Source organism: Sphingomonas liriopis (assembly GCF_024211255.1).
GTDB lineage: Bacteria > Pseudomonadota > Alphaproteobacteria > Sphingomonadales > Sphingomonadaceae > Sphingomonas > Sphingomonas liriopis.
The window spans coordinates 46,385-63,114 of record NZ_JAMLDY010000018.1 but is presented as its reverse complement, the minus strand read 5'-3'; the positions used below and the strand labels follow the sequence as shown (position 1 = coordinate 63,114).

General features: G+C 67.7%; 20 protein-coding genes. 10 read left to right on the top strand and 10 right to left on the bottom strand.

Annotation, left to right across the window (positions count from 1 at the left end):
• Nucleotides 1-27: 27 nt before the first annotated feature.
• Nucleotides 28-750: a hypothetical protein gene (locus M9979_RS14120; RefSeq protein ID WP_254290002.1), complete on the bottom strand. Its 723-nt coding sequence runs from the start codon at nucleotides 748-750 to the stop codon at nucleotides 28-30.
• A 110-nt stretch (nucleotides 751-860) separates the two neighbouring features.
• On the opposite strand from M9979_RS14120, the gene M9979_RS14115 reads away from it, so the two are divergent.
• On the top strand, nucleotides 861-1,082 hold the full coding sequence (locus M9979_RS14115; RefSeq protein WP_254290001.1) for a hypothetical protein: 222 nt from the start codon (nucleotides 861-863) through the stop codon (nucleotides 1,080-1,082).
• 57 nt (nucleotides 1,083-1,139) lie between these two features.
• Here the strand turns inward: M9979_RS14115 and M9979_RS14110 are convergent, their stop codons facing one another.
• From M9979_RS14110 to M9979_RS14070, 9 genes are all read right to left on the bottom strand, one after another.
• Nucleotides 1,140-1,730 (bottom strand): glycine zipper 2TM domain-containing protein, encoded by a 591-nt coding sequence (locus M9979_RS14110; protein WP_254290000.1) that lies wholly within the window; start codon nucleotides 1,728-1,730, stop codon nucleotides 1,140-1,142.
• 112 nt (nucleotides 1,731-1,842) lie between these two features.
• Nucleotides 1,843-2,268, bottom strand: a complete 426-nt coding sequence (locus M9979_RS14105; protein WP_254289999.1) for an OsmC family protein — start codon at nucleotides 2,266-2,268, stop codon at nucleotides 1,843-1,845.
• A 95-nt stretch (nucleotides 2,269-2,363) separates the two neighbouring features.
• Nucleotides 2,364-2,669, bottom strand: a complete 306-nt coding sequence (locus M9979_RS14100) for a glycine zipper 2TM domain-containing protein (protein WP_254289998.1) — start codon at nucleotides 2,667-2,669, stop codon at nucleotides 2,364-2,366.
• 95 nt (nucleotides 2,670-2,764) lie between these two features.
• Nucleotides 2,765-2,905 (bottom strand): hypothetical protein, encoded by a 141-nt coding sequence (locus tag M9979_RS14095; RefSeq protein WP_254289997.1) that lies wholly within the window; start codon nucleotides 2,903-2,905, stop codon nucleotides 2,765-2,767.
• A gap of 49 nt (nucleotides 2,906-2,954) precedes the next feature.
• A complete protein-coding gene (locus M9979_RS14090) occupies nucleotides 2,955-3,269 on the bottom strand; it encodes a 5'-nucleotidase (protein ID WP_254289996.1) in 315 nt (104 codons plus the stop codon).
• Between the two features lie 61 nt (nucleotides 3,270-3,330).
• The gene (locus M9979_RS14085) at nucleotides 3,331-3,933 is read right to left on the bottom strand and encodes a TIGR02466 family protein (protein WP_254289995.1); all 603 of its coding nucleotides are present in this window, start codon (nucleotides 3,931-3,933) and stop codon (nucleotides 3,331-3,333) included.
• A gap of 10 nt (nucleotides 3,934-3,943) precedes the next feature.
• A complete protein-coding gene (gene pth / locus M9979_RS14080) occupies nucleotides 3,944-4,510 on the bottom strand; it encodes an aminoacyl-tRNA hydrolase (RefSeq protein ID WP_254289994.1) in 567 nt (188 codons plus the stop codon).
• Nucleotides 4,511-4,730: 220 nt separating this feature from the next.
• A complete protein-coding gene (locus tag M9979_RS14075) occupies nucleotides 4,731-5,399 on the bottom strand; it encodes a 50S ribosomal protein L25/general stress protein Ctc (protein ID WP_254289993.1) in 669 nt (222 codons plus the stop codon).
• A gap of 350 nt (nucleotides 5,400-5,749) precedes the next feature.
• A complete protein-coding gene (locus M9979_RS14070) occupies nucleotides 5,750-6,661 on the bottom strand; it encodes a TraB/GumN family protein (protein ID WP_254289992.1) in 912 nt (303 codons plus the stop codon).
• A 93-nt stretch (nucleotides 6,662-6,754) separates the two neighbouring features.
• Here M9979_RS14070 and M9979_RS14065 point away from each other — a divergent pair, with 93 nt between their 5' ends.
• From M9979_RS14065 to M9979_RS14025, 9 genes are all read left to right on the top strand, one after another.
• Nucleotides 6,755-7,624 (top strand): glycine--tRNA ligase subunit alpha, encoded by an 870-nt coding sequence (locus M9979_RS14065; RefSeq protein WP_254289991.1) that lies wholly within the window; start codon nucleotides 6,755-6,757, stop codon nucleotides 7,622-7,624.
• 250 nt (nucleotides 7,625-7,874) lie between these two features.
• Nucleotides 7,875-10,328, top strand: coding sequence for a glycine--tRNA ligase subunit beta (gene glyS / locus M9979_RS14060; protein ID WP_254289990.1), 2,454 nt, complete (start codon nucleotides 7,875-7,877; stop codon nucleotides 10,326-10,328).
• A gap of 77 nt (nucleotides 10,329-10,405) precedes the next feature.
• The gene (ppdK, locus tag M9979_RS14055) at nucleotides 10,406-13,063 is read left to right on the top strand and encodes a pyruvate, phosphate dikinase (RefSeq protein WP_254289989.1); all 2,658 of its coding nucleotides are present in this window, start codon (nucleotides 10,406-10,408) and stop codon (nucleotides 13,061-13,063) included.
• Nucleotides 13,064-13,296: 233 nt separating this feature from the next.
• On the top strand, nucleotides 13,297-14,004 hold the full coding sequence (locus M9979_RS14050) for a CoA transferase subunit A (RefSeq protein ID WP_254289988.1): 708 nt from the start codon (nucleotides 13,297-13,299) through the stop codon (nucleotides 14,002-14,004).
• Entirely contained in the window at nucleotides 14,004-14,942 is a 939-nt protein-coding gene (locus tag M9979_RS14045; protein WP_254289987.1) for an HAD family acid phosphatase, read from the top strand. Before M9979_RS14050 ends, M9979_RS14045 begins: the two co-directional genes overlap by 1 nt.
• Nucleotides 14,939-15,262, top strand: a complete 324-nt coding sequence (locus tag M9979_RS14040) for a DUF5076 domain-containing protein (RefSeq protein ID WP_254289986.1) — start codon at nucleotides 14,939-14,941, stop codon at nucleotides 15,260-15,262. The genes M9979_RS14045 and M9979_RS14040 overlap by 4 nt, the downstream gene beginning before the upstream one ends.
• The gene (locus M9979_RS14035; protein ID WP_254289985.1) at nucleotides 15,262-15,912 is read left to right on the top strand and encodes a CoA transferase subunit B; all 651 of its coding nucleotides are present in this window, start codon (nucleotides 15,262-15,264) and stop codon (nucleotides 15,910-15,912) included. The genes M9979_RS14040 and M9979_RS14035 overlap by 1 nt, the downstream gene beginning before the upstream one ends.
• Nucleotides 15,913-16,338, top strand: a complete 426-nt coding sequence (locus M9979_RS14030) for a nucleotidyltransferase substrate binding protein (protein WP_254289984.1) — start codon at nucleotides 15,913-15,915, stop codon at nucleotides 16,336-16,338.
• Complete coding sequence (locus tag M9979_RS14025; protein ID WP_254289983.1) at nucleotides 16,335-16,706, top strand: nucleotidyltransferase family protein; 372 nt, start codon at nucleotides 16,335-16,337, stop codon at nucleotides 16,704-16,706. Before M9979_RS14030 ends, M9979_RS14025 begins: the two co-directional genes overlap by 4 nt.
• Nucleotides 16,707-16,730: the final 24 nt, after the last annotated feature.

Here is a 16,730-nt window from a genome sequence, read left to right as displayed (position 1 = left end):
CCGCCCGTCGACCCGTCGCGCGGCGGGTTACCGGACCAGCAGGTCGACCGCGCTGCCGCCCGCCAGATCGGGGGTGACATGGACGAGATAGGCGGCATCGCCGCGGGTGCCGCCCAGCATGTGTTCGGCGCCGGACGCCTGATGCTCGGCGGAATAGCCGGCGCGGGTGACGCGGGCATTGTACCAGTCGAGGATGCGGCCGACAGGCGCGCCGCTCGCGAAGCTGACGACGCGCAGGCCGCAGGCGTCATTGCCCGCCGCTTCGCGGACGCGGGCGTCGGGATAGAGCGGCACGTCGGCGGGCAGCCGCGTCGCCCATCCTGCCGAATAGGACACCGCCTGCGCGCATGCCGCCGCGGTCGCGGGCGCCTGTCGCGCCGCCAGTTCGCCGAGCGTCAACGCGCCCTGCGCCTTGCGGCAGGCCGGGCAGTCGCCCCTGGCGGCGGGGGTGGGCTTCAGGTCGGCGGCGGTGACGCCGTCGGGGCGGCCGGCGCTGACATCGGGCGGGATCGACAGCGGATCGGGGCGGCTCGGCGGGCGGACGACATTGGCGTTGGCGCTTTGCGTCAGCGCGGGATCGACCATGATCTGGTCGTGAAGCGCCGCGGTGAGCGCCGGATCGCGCTGGTTGCCCGCGATGCCCGCGGTCAGTTCCTTGTCGAGGCCGTCGAGATCCTGCTGCGCCGCCGGCTGCTTGCTGCACGCGGCGAGCAGGAGGAACGAGGCGAGGAGGAGGCGATTCGGCGACACCTGCGATCCATGGCGCAGGCCGCGTTAAGGGGCCATCCGCCATTCGTGGTTAACACAACGTCACGGCCGCGACGCTTGTCTCGCGCCGGGACAGCGACCATGTTGCGGCCATGCTGAACATATTCTCCATCGCGATCGGCCTCGTCACCCTGGTGCTCGGCCTCGTCGCGTTCGTGCCGCTGCTCGGCTGGATGAACTGGCTGGTGATCCCCATCGGGATCGTCGGTGCGGCGGTGGGCGCGATGTCGTCGTCGAACGGCGGGCGCAACCTCAACCTCGTGCTGATCGTGATCTTCGCGATCCGGCTGAGCCTGGGCGGCGGCATCTTCTGATACGAAAAGGGGGCCCGGCATCGCTGCCGGACCCCCGTTCGTCGGACATACGATGGATCAGCGGCAGACGACCTGACCGCGATCGATCGACTGGCCGAGGATCGCGCCACCGCCGGCGCCGATCAGCGTGCCGAGCAGCCGCGAACCGCCGCCCGCGATGACGTTGCCCAGCGCACCGCCGGCGAGGCCGCCGACGATCAGGCCGGTCGTGCCGTCGTTGCGGCGGCAGTAATAGCGGCCGTTGTTGCCGCGATAGATGCGGTCGTTGCGGCCGAGCCTGCGCGGTTGATAGTAACGGCCGTCACGATAGTAATTGTCCGCAAAATACGCGCGCTGGCCACGCGGCAGGCGGTTGTAGTCGTAGTTGCGATACTGGCGCCAGTCGTCGCGGCGGTCCTGACGGATGTCGCGGATGTCGCCGCGGCGGTCGCGCTGCGCATCGCGCACCTGATCGCGATATTCACGACGCGCCTCGCGCACGTCGCGGCGCGAATCGGCGTCGCGGACGTCTTTGCGATAATCGCGGCGGGCATCACGCACCTCGTCGCGATATTCGCGATTGGCCTCGCGGCGGGTATCTTGCGCGGTCGCGGGGATCGCCGCGAAGGTCGTCGCCGCCAGCGCGGCAGACAGGATGGCGATACGCATGATTTCCACTCCTTGATGGGATGCGGGTATAACCAGCGGCGGCGCATGCGGGTTGCGTGAACCGCAAACTACCTGCGGTTCATCGCGGTGACAGGGGCCGCCGCCGGTGCGATCAGCCGAAGGTCGTTTCCAGCGTGATGTCGCAGGTCAGCACCTTCGACACCGGGCAGCCCGCCTTCGCCTCGTTGGCGATGCGTTCGAATTCCGCCTGGTCGATCCCTTCGACATGGCCGGTCAGCGTCAGCGCCGAGCGGGTGATCGTGAAGCCGTCGCCGTCCTTGTCGAGCGTCACCTTGGCCGAGGTCTTGAGGTCGCCCTGGCTATGGCCGGCACCGGCGAGCGCGAAGGCAAGCGCCATGGTGAAACAGCCGGCATGCGCAGCGGCGATCAGTTCTTCCGGGTTGGTGCCCGGGCCATCCTCGAACCGGGTGCCGAAGCTGTAATTGGCGTCGGACAACACGCCCGACTGGGTCGTGATCTTGCCCTTGCCGTCCTTGCCGAGGCCGGCGTAGCTCGCCGAAGCGCTGCGGGTCACCATCGTCTGTTCTCCTTTGGAATGTTCGGGGGCCATACGCGACAGGGGCGCCGCGAGTTGCCTCGCGACGCCCCTGCTGACCTAAAAAAGCCGTGCGATCAGCGGCAGCGACGCTTGCCGCCACGCTCGATCTCGCGGCCGAGCAGGCCGCCGGCGACCGCGCCGCCCAGCGTGCCGACCGTGCGGTCGCCGCGCGTATCGATCGTACGACCGAGCAGCGCACCGCCGACCGCGCCGACGACGGCGCCGGTGGTGCCGTCGGGCTTGCGGCAGCGGACGCGGCCACGATCGTCGCGCCATTCGCGATACTTGTAGCGCTGCGCGCCCGCCTGCGAGACCGGCACGATCATCGTCGCCGGCAGAACCATCGCCGCACAACCCATTGCGAGCATAAACTTGCGCATAAAAAACTCCCGTCCTTCAGAAAAGCTGAGGTCTTAACGTCGGGTGATACACGCGGTTGCATGAACCACGAACAACGTTCCGTTCAGGAAACGAATCAGGAGTTTTGCGGGGTATCGGGCGCGGCAGCCTGACGCTTGCGCCAGTGGTTGGCGACCAATGTCGCGCCCAGCAGGAAGCCGCCGGGAGCGAGCAGGACGACGGCGGCGAGGCCGATCTGGCGCTTGGTGATGGACATGGATGGAGGGTGTAGCGCGAAGCGGTGAACGGAGGCTTTCGAACCGTCGTCAGAACGGCAGCTTGAGCCGCAGCATCGCGCGCGGGCTGCTCTGGCCGTTGGGCAGCGTGCCCTGTTCGGCCTCGGCCGAGACGCGGACCTTGCCGATCCCGGTGGCGGCGCGGATCGGCTGTTGCGCATAGCGATCGGCGTCGAGCCGGGGCAGGCGATCGGCATTGCGGGCACGGGCGCAGACGACGATGTCGCCGCGCGCGTCAGTTTCTCCGCAGGGAACTGCGGGCAGAGCGGGTTTGGCGGGGCGCAGATCGGCCGGAACGGGAGGGCCTGCCATCGCCTGTACTGCCATCACGATCGCCAGCCGCATCGCCCCGCCTCCACGCGTCGCCAGCCGGTGTGCCGCCCGATTGCGGCAGGCCCGTGGCGGGTCAGCGATAGTTGAAGCTGATGCTGATCCGTTCGCCCTTGGCGGCGTTGGGGACGACCTCGTGGCGCAGCCAGCTCTCCCACAGGAAGACGCTGCCCGGTCTGGGCTCGGCATAGACGAAGGTGGCGTGATCCTCGCCCGCGTGCGGGAGGCGGGTGGGGGCGGCCATCATCATCGGCAGCCGCGGGTCCTCCAGCTTGAGCGCGCCGGCGCCCGGTGGCGTGGTGACGTAGATCGTGCCGCTGATTGCGCTGTGCGGGTGGATATGCCCAGAATGCGTGCCGCCGGGCTTGAGGACGTTGACCCACAGGCTGTCGAGCTTGAGCTTGCGGCCGCCGAGGTCGAACGCGCACGCCTCGGCGAAGCGCGCGACATGCTTGTGGAGCAGCCTGACGAGATCGGCGAAGCGCGGGTCGCGCGAGGGCAGGTCGTTGAGCGAGGCGTAGGACGTGTAACCGCGATAGCCGTGCGCCTTCGACCACGCCACGCCGGCGCGATCTTCGCGCGCGAGGCCGAGGCAGGCATCCTCCAGTTCCGCGAGCAGCGCGGCGTCGCCCAGATCGTCCTCGTAGAAGCGGGTGGCGAACAGGGTTCTGATGGTCATGCCAGCCTCCCTATCCCAACCTGAGGGCGACGTCGTTCATGAAGCGGACGTCGTCGCCTGCGGCGAGCCACGGCGCCTCCGCGCCGATCGCACCGAGCATGTCGGCGAGGTCGTCCATCTCCGCCTTGGCGTAATTGCCGAGCACATAGCCCGTCACGCGATCCTTGTGCCCCGGATGGCCGATGCCGAGCCGCACGCGGCGGAACTCCGGCCCCAGATGCTGGTCGGTCGAACGCAGCCCGTTATGCCCCGCGGTGCCGCCGCCGCGCTTCACCTTGACCTTGAAGGGCGCGAGGTCGAGCTCGTCGTGGAACACGGTCAGCGCGTCGGGGCCGAGCTTGTAGAAGCGCAGCGCCTCGCCGATCGCGCGGCCGCTCTCGTTCATGAAGGTCGCCGGCTTGAGCAGCAGCACCTTGTCGTTGCCGATGCGGCCCTCCTGCGTCCAGCCCAGGAACTGCTTCTTGACGGCCCCGAAGCCGTGCATGTCGGCGATCAGGTCGACCGCCATGAAGCCGACGTTGTGCCGGTGCATCGCATATTGCGGCCCCGGATTGCCGAGCCCGGCCCAGATCTGCATGGCACTTGGGTCCTTCTTCTTCGTCACCCCGGACTTGTTCCGGGGTCCACTCCGCGGCGAGGCGAACGGCGAGTGGTTCGAACGATGCGCCTAGCTGCCCGGTGGACCCCGGAACAAGTCCGGGGTGACGGGGAGGTGGGGCGTCCGTCGGAACCATAAACCAAAAAGGGCAGGGGAGCGTCGCCGCCACCCTGCCCCTCTTGCGGTCCGGCGAAGGGGATCAGCCCTCCTTGGCGTCGTCCTCGCCGTCGGTCGGCTCGGCTTCGGCCGCAGCCTCGGCAGCCTGCGTCTCGGCGACTTCGGCCTCGAGCGCCTCGTCCTGCGCGGTCGGGACGGTCGGCGGCACGATCGTCGCGATCGCGAAGTCGCGATCCTCGATCGCGGGCTTGGCGCCCTTGGGCAGCGTCACGTCGCTGATGTGGATCGAATCGCCGATCTCGCGACCCTTCAGCGAGATGGTGATCTCGCTGGGGATGTCGGCGGCGTCGACGACCAGCTCGATCTCGTGGCGCGTGATGTTGAGCACGCCGTTGCCGCGCTTGATGCCCGGGCATTCGTCTTCGTCGGCGAACACGACGGGGACGGCGACGGTCACCTCGGTGTGCTCACCGATGCGCAGGAAATCGACGTGCACCGGACGATCGGTGACGGGGTGGAAGGTCACGTCCTTCGGCAGCGTGCGCTCGCCCGAGACCATGATGACGGAATTCATGAAGTGACCGGTCATCAGCGCCTTCATCAGCGCCTTTTCCTCGAGATGGATCGAGGTCGGTTCCTTGTTCTGGCCGTAGATCACGGCGGGGACGCGGCCGTCACGACGCAGCGCCCGGGAGGCTCCCTTGCCAACCCGGTCGCGCGTCTCGGCTGCGAGCGTAATGGTGTCGCTCATGCAGTATACCTTCCGAAACGTGCTAAAGTGTCTTTCCGCGCCACGCCTCCAGGGATGACCATGGCCGGAAGCGGGCGCGCTTAGTGGATGGGGGAGGGAAAGGCAAGTTGGGGCTCAAGTCCTTCGTCGTGCCAGAGGCTATCCATCTGACAATATGGCGAACCCGATGCCCGGGATACCCCGTCACCCCGGACGTGTTCCGGGGTCCACCGGGCCGCAGGCCTTCCAAAGGAGGCTCGAACGACAAGCTTGCCGAACCGTGGACCCCGGAACAAGTCCGGGGTGACGAAGGATTTGCTGAGCCGCCCGCCGATCAGTCGTATGCAATGGCCCTGCGCTAGCGGAGACGCTCAGTATTTCACCCGCTCCGCCTTCACCCCCAGCTTCGCCAGCTGCGCCTGGACCGAATCCGGCCCGGCCAGATGCCCCGCACCCACCGCGACGAACACCGTCCCCGGCTTCGCCATCCGCTGCCTGATCCACGTCGCCCAGCGCGCGTTGCGGTCGACCAGCAGCACCTTGGCGACCTCGGGCGAGCTCTTCAGCTCGTCGTTCATCTCGCGTGCCAGCGCGTCGGGGTCGCCCTTCGCCCAATCCTCGACCATCGACGCCATCTGCGAATCGAGCTTGGGCAGTTCCTCGACCGTACTTTCCAGGAAGTCGAGCTGCGCCTTGTCCGACAGGCTGCCGAAGAAGCCCAGCTGCTGCTCGGGTGTCTCCAGCCCGGTCAGCGGTTTCCCTGCGCGTTTCGCCGCGGTGGCGATGACCTCCTCGGGCCCGTTGGCGCTGTCGTAGCCGAGCTTGGACAAGGGCGCGACCGACAGCTGCGTCGCCGCCAGCCACGGCTTGAACCGGTCGAGCGCGTTCGCGGGCAGGCCGAGGTCGGTCACCGCCTTGGCGAAGGCGGCGCGCTTGCCCTCGGGCAGGCGCTGCGTCAGCGGCGGCGTGCCGGCGGGGGCGACGCCGGTCGTCATCACCAGCCCCTGCATCGTGGCGGGATCGGGCATGACGATCTCCAGCTTCACCTCGTCGGAGCGGTCGAACGCGGTCTTTACCGCCTCGTCGAACCAGGTCAGGCCGGGTTTGAGCACATGGATCGTGCCGAACAGATAGACCGTCGCGTCCGCGTCCTTCACCACCCACAGCGCGGGATCGGCATCGTTGGCGGCGCGCGCGGGCGCCTTGGCGGGCTGCTGCGCGCAGGCGGGCAGCGACAGGCAGAGCGCGATCGCCGACAGTGCCGGCCTCAATTGTCGTATCATGCGGGGACGGTATCCATCGGTGAACTATTCCCCAAGTTAATGCCGCGTCGCACCACTTGCTAGACGCCGCCTCATCGGCCAAAGCCCACGCCGATGGCCGCCACACCGCTTTCCTTCCAGAAGATGATCCTGACGCTCCACGACTATTGGAGCGACCGGGGTTGCGTGATCCTCCAGCCCTACGACATGGAAATGGGCGCGGGCACCTTTCATCCCGCGACGACCTTGCGCGCGCTGGGGCCGGACACGTGGAACGCCGCCTTTGTCCAGCCGTGCCGCCGGCCGACCGACGGCCGTTATGGCGAGAACCCCAACCGGCTGCAGCATTATTACCAGTATCAGGTGATCCTGAAGCCGTCGCCGGCCGACCTGCAGGAGCTGTATCTGGGATCGCTGGCGGCGATCGGCGTCGACATGACGACCCACGATATCCGCTTCGTCGAGGACGATTGGGAATCGCCGACGCTGGGCGCCTGGGGGCTGGGCTGGGAGGTCTGGTGCGACGGCATGGAGGTGACGCAGTTCACCTATTTCCAGCAGATGGGCGGGTTCGACATGAAGCCGGTCGCGGGCGAGCTGACCTACGGTCTCGAGCGGCTGGCGATGTACATTCAGGACGTCGACAACGTCTACGACCTCAGGTTCAACGACCATGGCGTCACCTATGGCGACGTGTTTCTCGAAAACGAGAAGCAGATGTCGACGTGGAATTTCGAGGTCGCCGACACCGCGACGTTGTTCGACCAGTTCCGCAAGGCCGCGGCCGAATGCGAGAACAGCCTTGCCGCCGGCCTGCCGATCCCGGCGTACGAACAGGCGATCAAGGCCAGCCACACGTTCAACCTGTTACAGGCGCGCGGCGTCATCTCGGTCGCCGAGCGTCAGGCGTACATCGGCCGCGTCCGCGATCTGGCGAAGGGTGCCTGCGGCGCGTGGATGGACAAGAACGGGTGGACGGCGTGATGCTGCTTCGCCGGGTGGAAGAAGGTGTTTTCACGCGAAGCCGCGAAGCCGCGAAGAAGACGTGGTTCGCGCAGAGGCGCAGAGAACGCAGAGGCGCTTCGGGCGGCGCGCAGCGCCTTCGGAATCTCCTTGCTGATGCGTCAACGATAGCCATAGGCTCTCTTCGTCCTCTGCGCCTCTGCGCGCAAAACCCTCTTCGCGTCTTCGCGTCTTCGCGTGACCAAAATCTTCCTATCTTCGGCAAAGCGAAATGACCGACTTCCTGCTCGAACTTCGCTCCGAAGAAATTCCCGCCCGCATGCAGGACAAGGCGCGCGACGATCTGGCGCGGCTGTTCGCCGCCGAACTCGCCAAGGCGGGGTTGCAGGCCGCCGAGCTCGTCACCTACGCCACCCCGCGCCGGCTCGCGCTGATCGCGCGCGACCTGCCTGCCGAGACGCAGGCGGTGTCGGAGGAGGTCAAGGGGCCGAAGACGAGCGCGCCGCCGCAGGCGCTGGAGGGGTTCCTGCGCAAGACCGGCCTGACCCGCGAGCAGCTGACCGAGCGCGACGGCGTGTTGTACGCGGTCACCGACAAGCCAGGCCGCGCCACCACCGCGGTGCTGGCCGAGGCGATTCCCGCAATCGTCCGCGCCTTCCCTTGGCCCAAGTCGATGCGCTGGGGCGCCGCCTCCACCTCGACCGAGTCCCTGCGTTGGGTGCGTCCGCTGCACGGTATCGTCGCGCTGTTCGGCGAGGAACTGGTCGAGGTCGAGATCGCCGGCATCCGTTCGGGCTATGCGGCCTTCGGCCATCGCTTCCACCATCCCGGCCAGATCACGATCGGATCGGCGGCGGATTACGTCGAGAAGCTGCGCGCCTGCCACGTCATCGTCGATCAGGACGAGCGCCGCACGCTGATCCGTAATCGCGCGGGCGTACTCGCCGCCGAGGCGGGGCTCAGCCTCGTCGAGGACGAGGGGCTGGTCGCCGAGAACGCCGGGCTCACCGAATGGCCGGTGCCGCTGCTCGGCCGCTTCGACGCGGAATTCCTCACCGTCCCGCCCGAGGTGATCCAGCTCACCGCGCGCGTGAACCAGAAGTATTTCGTCTGCCGCGATGCGTCAGGCGCGCTCGCCAACGCCTTCATCTGCACCGCGAATATCGAGGCGAGCGACGGCGGCGCCAAGATCGTCGAGGGCAACCGCAAGGTGCTCGCCGCGCGATTGAGCGACGCGCGCTTCTTCTACGACACGGACCTCAAGACGCCGCTCGAAGAGCAGGCGGCGAAGCTGTCGAACATCGTCTTCCACGAGAAGCTCGGCACGGTGGCGGACAAGGTCGACCGCGTCGCCAAGCTGGCGCGGTGGCTGGTCGAGGAGGGGATAATCCTCCCCGGTACGGGGAGGGGGACCAGCGAAGCTGGTGGAGGGGGGGCGCCACAAGCGGTGCCCCCCGCGGAGGCCCCCCTCCACCATCAGCCTTCGGCTGACGGTCCCCCTCCCCGTACCGGGGAGGAATTGGCCGACATGGCCGAACGCGCCGCGCGGCTCGCCAAAGCGGACCTCGTCACCGGCATGGTCGGCGAATTCCCCGAACTGCAGGGCCTGATGGGCGGCTATTACGCCGCCGCACAGGGCGAGGCGCAGGCCGTCGCCGACGCGATCCGCGACCATTACAAGCCGGTCGGGCAGGGCGACGACGTGCCGACCGCGCCGGTGACGGTGGCGGTGAGCCTTGCCGACAAGCTCGATACGCTGGCGGCGTTCTTCGTCGCCAATCTGCCCCCGACGGGGTCGAAGGACCCGTTCGCGCTGCGTCGGGCGGCGTTGGCGGTGATCGCGCTCGTGCTGGAGAACGGCCTGCGGCTCTCGCTCGATGAGGCGGCGCTTCGGATCGTCTGGGACCTGGGGCTCAAGCCGTATCGCGATCGCATGCAGAGCGACGTGGCCTTCAACACGCTCATGCAGCGCATCTGGCCCGAATTTCCCGATCATCCCGACGACGATTCGATCGCCAGCCGGGGTGCCGCGCTCATGGCGGAACAGCCGGACCTGCAGCCTTTCATCAAGGAGCTGTTCGGCAAATTCACCGATGATGCGCCGGCGATCATGAAGAACGCGCTGCCGGCGGCGGCGGCCTTGCGCGACTTCTTCGCCGACCGGCTCAAGGTGCAGCAGCGCGAGGCGGGCGTCCGCCACGATTTGATCGACGCGGTGTTCGCGCTCGGCGGGGAGGACGACCTCGTCCGCCTGCTCGCCCGCGTGCGCGCGTTGCAGGCGTTCGTGACGACCGAAGACGGTGCCAATCTGCTTGCCGGCTACAAGCGGGCGGCGAATATCCTGAAGAAGGAGGGCGTGACCCAAATCGTCACCCCAGCGAACGCTGGGGTCTCCGGCGAGGGCGCTGGACAGGAGCCGCGGGAGGCCCCAGCTTTCGCTGGGGCGACGGATAGCGCATTGACCTACACGCCCGAACCCGCAGAAGCCGCGCTGATCGCCGCGCTCGACGCCGCCGAGCCGGCCGCCACCGCGGCGGTCGCGGCGGAGGATTTCGAGCGTGCGATGGCGGCGCTCGCCTCGCTGCGCGCGCCGATCGACGCCTTCTTCGACGACGTCACCGTCAACGATGCCGATCCGGCCAAGCGCGCCGCCCGGCTGGCGCTGCTCGCCCGGGTGCGCGCCGCGGTGCACGGCGTCGCTGATTTCGCCAAGATCGAGGGATAGCGCCACCTATTCCACGCCCCCGTTATGCTTATCACCCTCCCCGGGACAGGCATTCAAACGTAGCTCAAGGACCAGCGATGACCCAATACGTGTACCGTTTCGGTGGCGGCGTTTCGGACGGCGGAAAGGGCGACAAGAATCTGCTCGGCGGCAAGGGGTCGAACCTGGCCGAAATGGCGTCGATCGGCCTGCCGGTGCCGCCAGGGTTCACGATCAGCACCGCGATGTGCACGACCTATTACGACGAGGGCGAGCAATTCCCGCAAAGCCTGCGCGACGAGGTCGCACAGGGAATCGCGCATATCGAAGGGATTACGGGCAAGACCTTCGGCGATGCGTCAAATCCGCTGCTGGTGTCGGTGCGTTCGGGCGCGCGCGTCTCGATGCCGGGAATGATGGATACCGTCCTCAACCTTGGCCTCAACGATGCGACGGTCGAGGGGCTCAGCGCCAGGTCGGGCGACGAGCGTTTCGCCTGGGACAGCTATCGCCGCTTCATCCAGATGTACGCCGACGTGGTGCTCGAACTCGACCACGGCGCGTTCGAGGAAGCGTTGGAGATCGCCAAGGAGGACAATGGCTTCACGCTCGATACCGAGCTGACAGCCAAGGATCTCAAGGCGTTGGTCGCCGAATATAAGACATTGGTCGAAAAGGAATGGGGCAAGCCCTTCCCGCAGGACGTCCACGACCAGCTCTGGGGTGCGGTCGGCGCGGTGTTCGGATCGTGGCAGTCGGAGCGCGCCAAGGTCTATCGCCGCCTCAACGACATCCCCGCCGACTGGGGCACCGCGGTCAACGTCCAGGCCATGGTCTTCGGCAACATGGGCGAGACGTCGGCGACCGGCGTCGCCTTCACCCGCGATCCCGCCAAGGGCGACCGCGCTTATTACGGCGAATTCCTCATCAACGCGCAGGGCGAGGACGTCGTCGCCGGCATCCGCACGCCGCAATATCTGACCAGGACCGCGCGCGAAGAGGCCGGCGCCAAGCCCGCGTCGATGGAAGAGGCGATGCCCGAGGTCTATGCCGAGCTGGCGGCGGTGTTCGACCGGCTCGAGACGCATTACCGCGACATGCAGGACATCGAGTTCACCGTCGAACAGGGCAAGCTGTGGATGCTGCAGACCCGCTCGGGCAAGCGCACCGCCAAGGCGGCGCTCAAGATCGCGGTCGACATGGCGAGCGAGGGACTCATCACCCGGAACGAGGCGATCCTGCGCGTCGATCCGATGGCGCTCGACCAGCTGCTCCACCCGACGCTCGACCCCAATGCGCCGCGCGACGTGATCGCCAAGGGCCTGCCCGCGAGCCCCGGCGCGGCCTCGGGCACGGTCGTGTTCGATGCCGATACCGCCGAGAAGCGCAAGGCGGCAGGCGACAAGGTCATCCTCGTCCGCGTCGAGACCAGCCCCGAGGATATCCACGGCATGCACGCGGCGCAGGGCATCCTGACCGCGCGCGGCGGCATGACCAGCCACGCCGCCGTGGTGGCGCGCGGCATGGGCCGGCCGTGCGTGTCGGGCGCCGGATCGCTGTCGATCTCCGCCAAGGACAAGGTGATGAAGGTCGCCGGACGCGAAATCCGCGAGGGCGACACGATCACGATCGACGGCGCCAGCGGCGAGGTGATGTTCGGCGAGGTCGCGACCGTCCAGCCCGAACTCGCCGGCGATTTCGGAACGCTGATGGAATGGGCCGACGGCGTGCGCCGGCTGAAGGTTCGCGCCAATGCGGAAACGCCGCTCGACTGCCAGACCGCGCGCGATTTCGGCGCGGAGGGCGTCGGCCTGTGCCGGACGGAGCATATGTTCTTTGACGCCGACCGCATCACCGCGGTACGCCAGATGATCCTGGCGAGCGACGAGAAGGGCCGACGCGCCGCGCTGGAAAAACTGCTGCCGGCGCAGCGCAGCGACTTCACCGCGATCTTCGAGGTGATGGCCGGCCTGCCGGTGACGGTGCGCCTGCTCGATCCGCCGCTGCACGAATTCCTGCCGCACGAGGAGAATGAGTTCGCCGAGGTCGCGGTGGCGGCGGGTGTCGATGTCGAGGTCCTCAAGCGCCGCGCCACCGAGCTGCACGAATTCAACCCGATGCTCGGCCACCGCGGCTGCCGCCTCGGCGTGACCTATCCCGAAATCTACGAAACGCAGGCGCGCGCGATCTTCGAGGCGGCGCTCGACGTCGCGGAGAAATCGGGCAAGGCGCCGATCCCCGAGGTAATGATCCCGCTGGTCGCCACCAAGCGCGAGCTCGACCTGATGAAAACGGTGGTCGACAAGGCGGCACAGGCCGTGTTCGCGGAGCGTGGCAAGACCATCGAATATCTGGTTGGTACGATGATCGAATTGCCGCGCGCGGCGCTGAAGGCGGGCGAGATCGCAGAGACCGGCGAGTTCTTCTCGTTCGGCACCAACGACCTGACGCAGACGACGCTGGGCGTCAGCCGCGACGATGCCGCGCGCTTCCTCGGCGCCTATGTCGAACAGGGCATCTACGCCAAGGACCCGTTCGTCAGCCTCGATATCGAGGGCGTCGGCGAATTGGTGCAGATGGCGGCGGATCGCGGGCGCGCGACCCGGCCCGACATCAAGCTCGGCATCTGTGGCGAGCATGGCGGCGATCCGGCGAGCATCGCCTTCTGCGAGAAGGTGGGATTGGATTACGTGTCGGCGAGCCCGTACCGTGTTCCGATCGCGCGGCTGGCGGCGGCGCAGGCGGCGCTGAAGTAAGAGCGGGGGGGCACGTCTCCCCCTTCAACTCGTCACCCCGGACTTGTTCCGGGGTCCATTCTGCGGCTGGGCGTCCGGCTCGAGTGGTGGGCGTTCCGCCTGCGGCCCGGTGGACCCCGGAACAAGTCCGGCGTGACGGAGGATGTTTGGCGGGCCGGCGGTGCCAGCCGGTCACGATTGACGCTACGGCGATGGCCCCGCTATCGCGCTTACGACCTTAGGAGAAGCGGGCGATGAACAAGCTCTATCCCGATGCAGCCGCGGCGCTCGACGGCCTGCTGCACGACGGCATGACGATCTGTGCGGGCGGGTTCGGCCTGTCGGGCATTCCCGAACGGCTGATCGACGCGATCGCTGCGGCGGGGACGAAGGACCTGACGATCGCCAGCAACAATGCCGGCATCGACGGCGAGGGGCTCGGCAAGCTGCTGCGCAGCCGCCAAGTTCGCAAGATGATCTCCAGCTACGTCGGCGAGAACAAGGAGTTCGAGCGCCAGTATCTCAGCGGCGAGCTGGAGGTGGAATTCTGCCCGCAGGGGACGCTCGCCGAACGCTGTCGTGCGGGCGGCGCGGGCATCCCCGGCTTCTACACCAGGACCGGCGTCGGCACGTTGGTGGCCGAGGGCAAGGAAGTGAAGAGCTTCGACGGCGAGGATTATATCCTCGAACGCGGCATCCGCGCCGACCTGTCGATCATCAAGGGCTGGAAGGCGGACGAAAGCGGTAACCTCATCTTCCGCAAGACCGCGCGCAACTTCAACCAGCCGATGGCGACCGCGGGCAAGGTCTGCGTCGCCGAGGTCGAGGAAGTGGTACCGGTCGGCAGCCTCGATCCCGATCACATCCACTTGCCCGGCATCTATGTGAAGCGGCTGATCGTCGGTAGCCCGTACGACAAGAAGATCGAGTTCCGCACCGTGCGGACGCGCGAGGCGGCGTGATGCGGCGCGCGGTCCTGATGCTGACCGCGGCGGCGCTGCTCGCGGGGTGCGGCGCCCAGCGCCAGCACGTCGCGGGTTTGCCTGCGCCGGGGCGGACCTACACCGCCGACGGCAAGGTCGTGCGGATCACCGGGCTGAAGGCGCTGCCCGCGCCGGGCGATGGCGTCGCGATCGCGGGGGCGACGCCGGTGCCGCCGCAATTCCAGTATCTGTATGGCTCGGCGGAGGCCGCGGCGCTCAGCCGGCAGGCGTTCCGCGCCCTGGTGTCCTACGCCACCTATCGCCGCAATGCCGGAGACAGCGTCGTCCTCAAGCCCGGTGCGACGCTGGCCGCACCGCAATGGCAGCCGTGCGTGGGCAAGCAGCGCGCCGCGGTGTTCGACGCCGACGAGACGGTCGTGCTCAACCTCGGCATCGAGGCGCTGGCAGCGCGCAATCCCGCCGCGCCGTTCGATCCGGCGCAATGGGCGCGTTGGGAACGCTCCGGCGCCAGGGCGGTCGCGCCCGTGCCCGGAGCGGTCGAGGCGTTCGCCGCGCTGCGTGCCGCCAACATCGCCGTCATCATCAATTCCAACCGCAGCGCCGCCACCGCTCCGGGTACGATCGCCGGGCTGAAAGCGGCGGGGCTGGGCGATTTCACGCCCGGCACCGACCTGTTCCTGCGCGACGGGCCAAGCGGCAAGGACGCGCGCCGCACCGCGATCGCCGCGCGATATTGCGTCGTCGCGATGGCGGGCGACCAGCTCGGCGATTTCAGCGATCTGTTCAATGCGATCACCTCGCCCGCCGAGCGTCGCCGGGCCGCCGACGCCGGTGCGGTGGCGCAGCTGTGGGGCAACGGCTGGTTCGTGTTGCCCAACCCCGTCTACGGCACCGGTCTCAAGGGCGGGTTCGACGAGGTCTTCCCCGCCGACAAACGCTGGAGCGATGCGCCATGAAGCTGTCGAAGCCGCGTGCCATCCCGCTGTCCGCCATCCCCAATCTCGGCGCCAAATCGGCGGAGGTCGCGCGCATCTGGATCACCGATCGCTCCGGCTCGACCGTCGTCATCGACGCGGGCGTGCTGGCGGATGCAGAGATGTTCGGCGTGCTGATGGCCGACACGATCCAGCACGCCGCCAAGGCGCATGCGCAGGCGCTGGGCATTCCGGAAGCGGATGCGGCGGCGCTCATCTGGCGCGGTCTCGACGGCGCCCGCCCCGAACCTGATCCCGATGCGATCGCGCGGATCGCCAATCATCCCGGAGGACTGAACTGATGGCCACGCAGATCAAGGGCTGGGACCGCAACCAGATGGCCGCGCGCGCCGCGCAGGAGCTGCGCGACGGCTATTACGTCAACCTCGGCATCGGCATCCCGACGCTGGTCGCCAACAACATCCCGGCGGGGATGACGGTGACGCTGCAGTCGGAGAACGGCATGCTCGGCATCGGGCCGTTTCCCTATGCGGGCGAGGAGGATGCCGACCTCATCAACGCCGGCAAGCAGACGATCAGTGAACTGCCGCAAAGCGCGTATTTCGGCAGCGAACAGAGCTTCGCGATGATCCGCGGCGGGCATATCGACCTGACGGTATTGGGTGCGATGGAGGTCAGCGAGGGCGGCGACATCGCCAACTGGATGATCCCGGGCAAGATGATCAAGGGCATGGGCGGCGCGATGGACCTCGTCGCCGGGGTCAAGCAGATCATCGTCGTGATGGACCACAACGCCAAGGACGGCAGCCCCAAGTTCATCCCGACCTGCACGCTGCCGCTGACCGGGAAGAACGTCGTCGACATGATCGTCACCGATCTCGCCGTGTTCCGCCGGCCCGATCACGGCTCGCGTTTCAAGCTGATCGAGCTCGCCCCCGGCGTCACCGCGGACGAGGTCGCGGCGAAGACCACCGCCGCCTACGATAGCTGAATGGCGGCCGACGGCGACATCCCGCGTTGGACTAGGCGGCGCGACGAGTTCGGCCGGATGGTCGATCTGCTGGAACGCACCGATGCGATCCGGCGGGATCGCGAGCTGACCGAAGCTGAAGAGGCCGGAATGGTCCAGTTTTTCGAGATGTCGGTCGAACTGGCCTGGAAGACGCTGGCATTGCTGATGCGACACGATGGCGTCTCGCTGCCGGCTATGGCCCCCGTGCCGGTCTTTCGCGAGGCGGCGCGGCTCGGCTATGTCGATCGACCCGATGACTGGATGGCGGCCGTCGAACGGCGCAATCTGATGTCGCACACCTACGATCCGGCCGCCTTTCGCCTGTTGGTCGCTGATATCGGCGTGATGTTTCTGCCGCTGATGGCGCGGCTCCGCACGATGCTGCGGGACATGGCGGATCGATGAGCCGGAGCATCGACCTTACCGCCGTGCAACGCCGTCGGTTGCTCGAGGTGCTGGGTTGTTTCGCCCCGCCCGTCGAGCGCGTCGATGTGTTCGGGTCTCGCGTGCGGGGGACGGCGCGGCCAGGTTCGGACGTCGATCTGGTGGTCGATGGGCGGATCGATGCGCAAACAGTGCGGCGGATCGCATCGGCGCTGAGCGACAGCTATCTCGGCATCTTCGCGGACGTTGCCGCTTATTCCTTGCTCGAAGACGACGATTTCGCCCGCGAGGTGCGGCGCGATGCCGTACCGCTGTTCGATGCCGCCGATCTGGCCGCCGCTCCGCCGTTTCGTCCAGTCGATGGTTTGCGCGAATGGTATCTGCCGTAAGCGACGGTTCCGTTTGCTGTCCGA